Origin of the sequence: Bradyrhizobium sp. STM 3809 (assembly GCF_000239795.1) — a bacterium.
Classification (GTDB): Bacteria; Pseudomonadota; Alphaproteobacteria; order Rhizobiales; family Xanthobacteraceae; genus Bradyrhizobium.
This window is the reverse complement of sequence record NZ_CAFJ01000025.1, coordinates 1-2,184: the sequence shown is the minus strand read 5'-3', so window position 1 is coordinate 2,184 and position 2,184 is coordinate 1. Positions and strand designations below refer to the sequence as shown.

The following is a 2,184-nucleotide window of genomic DNA, read 5'->3' as shown; positions in this document are numbered from 1 at the left end:
CTGAGCACCGACCACTGATAGCGCGGATCGCTGTTGCCGCGCTGCGCCGCCACCGAGAACAGCTCGATGGCCTGGCCGTGCTCGCCGCCGACGAGATGGCACACGCCGAGGACGCCGCGCGCGCCCATGTCATAGGGATTGAGCTGCAGCGCCTTGCGCGCCGATTCGATGCCCGCCTCGACCCGCCCCTGCATGGCGTGGACGTAGGCCAGCAGCGAGTAGGAAAAGGACGAGCGGGCATCCAGCCGCACGCTGGCCTCGGCGAGCGTCATCGCCTCGTCCCAAAGCCCGCGAGAGTTCCTGATCCAGCCGAAATGGATGCCCTGCAGCAGGATGGTGCCGAGATAGGTGTGGGCGATCGCCAGACCCGGATCGATCTTGATGGCCTCGCGGAACAGCGCGATCGAGCTCTCGTAGTCGGCCTTGGTCGGCTGGTAGTAGTGCGACAATCCGCGCAGGAAGCGGTCCCAGGCGGTGAGGTCCGTGGTCATGGACCGGACCGGCACCGCCGCCTCGGCGCGGTAGATCTCGGGGATGAGCGCGGTGCACAGATTGGCGGTGATGTCGTCCTGAACGGCGAACAGGTCGCCGATGTCCCGGTCGTAGCGGCCGGCCCACAGCTGCTCGCCGTTCTCCGGCGCGACCAGTTCGGCCGTCACGCGGATCTTGTTCCCGGAGCGCCGCACCGAGCCCTGGATCAGGTAGGTCGCGTCGATCTCGCGGGCGATCAGCCGGGCGCTCATGCCCGCATGCTTGAAGGCGAAGGTCGAGTTGCGGCTCAATACCCGGAAGAAGGATTGCAGCGACAGCGCGTGGATGAGGTCTTCCGCCAGTCCATCCGAGAAGTACTCGTCGGTCTCGCTGCTGAGATTGGCGAAGGGCAGGACGCCGACGATGGCCGTCCGATATTGGGCCGGCAGCGAGGTGGTGGTCTGTCGCGGCTCGCGGCTCTTCTCCGGGGAGGAGGGATCCCAGGTCCAGACGTTGATGGTGTCTTCGATGTTCTTGAAGCGGAAGGGGCCGCGGTCGACGAATGTGACCGTCAAATGCTTGGCGGCTTCCTGGTAGGCCTTGTTCGACAGTGCGATCCCGCCGGGAGGGGCTGCGGCTTCAAGTCGCACCGCGGTGTTGACGCCGTCGCCGAACACCTCGTCCTCGTCGAAGATGACGTCGCCCATGTTCACGCCGAGGCGGAACTGCATCACGCGATCGGCCGGCAGATGCGCATTGCGCTCGGCCATCAGCTTCTGCACCTCGACGGCAGCCGTGATGGCGCCGACGACGCTCGGAAACTCCAGGAGAAAACCGTCTCCGGTGTATTTGACGATCCGGCCGCCGTGATTGAGGATGACCGGGTGGATGGCGCCACGATGGGCCTTGAAGGCGGCATGGGTTCCCGCCTCGTCGGCACCCATCATCCGCGAGTAACCGACCACATCGGCACAGACAATGGCGGCCAGCCGTCTCTCCATCCGTTCCTCACTCTCGCAGAGGGCGATACCACGGCAGCATCGTTGGAATCCAATCAATTTGCGGAAGCAATGTGTGGGCCATGTGGCAGGCCCGGGATGTACCTTGTAATTGGTTTAAATCAGCCCGGCCTTGGTCAGCCCGTCGCGATAGTGGTCGATGTCGGCGCGGTTCTTCCAGCGGATGTTCTTCACATGGCGGTCGAGCGTCAGCCAGGGATACTGCTCGCGCATGCTGCCGATGGCCTCGCGCGCCTGGTCGAGGTTGCCGAGCTGGGCCAGCGTTGCCGCCCGGATCATCAGGGCCTGCAGGTGGTTCGGGTAGAGAAGCAGCTCTTCACGGGCCCAGGACAATGCCGCCTCGTAGCGGCCGATCAGGTAGTGGCTGTAGGCGTTCAGGGCCGGCCATTGATAGCGGGGGTCGCTGTTGCCGCGTTGCGCGGCGATCGAGAACTGATCGATCGCCTGCTGATGCTCGCCACTGACCATGTGACAGAGACCCAGCACCCCCCGCGCCCCCATGTCATAGGCATTGAGCTCGGTGGCCTTCCGTGCGGCCTTCATGCCGTCCTCATGCGCCCCCTGCATGGCCTGCACGAAGGCGAGGATCGCGTAGGCGAAGGAGGAGCGCGGGTCGAGCCTGACGCTGTCCAGGGCCAGGCTCTTTGCTTCCTCCCAGAGCTCGCGCGAGCCCTTGATCCAGCCGAAGCTGATG

At 65.2% G+C, this 2,184-nt stretch carries 2 protein-coding genes; both read right to left on the bottom strand.

The features are described 5' to 3' along the window. Positions 1-1,472, bottom strand: a 1,472-nt coding sequence (locus BRAS3809_RS01275; RefSeq protein ID WP_035654877.1) for an adenylate/guanylate cyclase domain-containing protein, incomplete at its 3' end; no start/stop codon positions are given. 114 nt (positions 1,473-1,586) lie between these two features. Further along, on the bottom strand, positions 1,587-2,184 hold a 598-nt coding region (locus BRAS3809_RS01270; RefSeq protein ID WP_035654874.1), incomplete at its 5' end, for a tetratricopeptide repeat protein.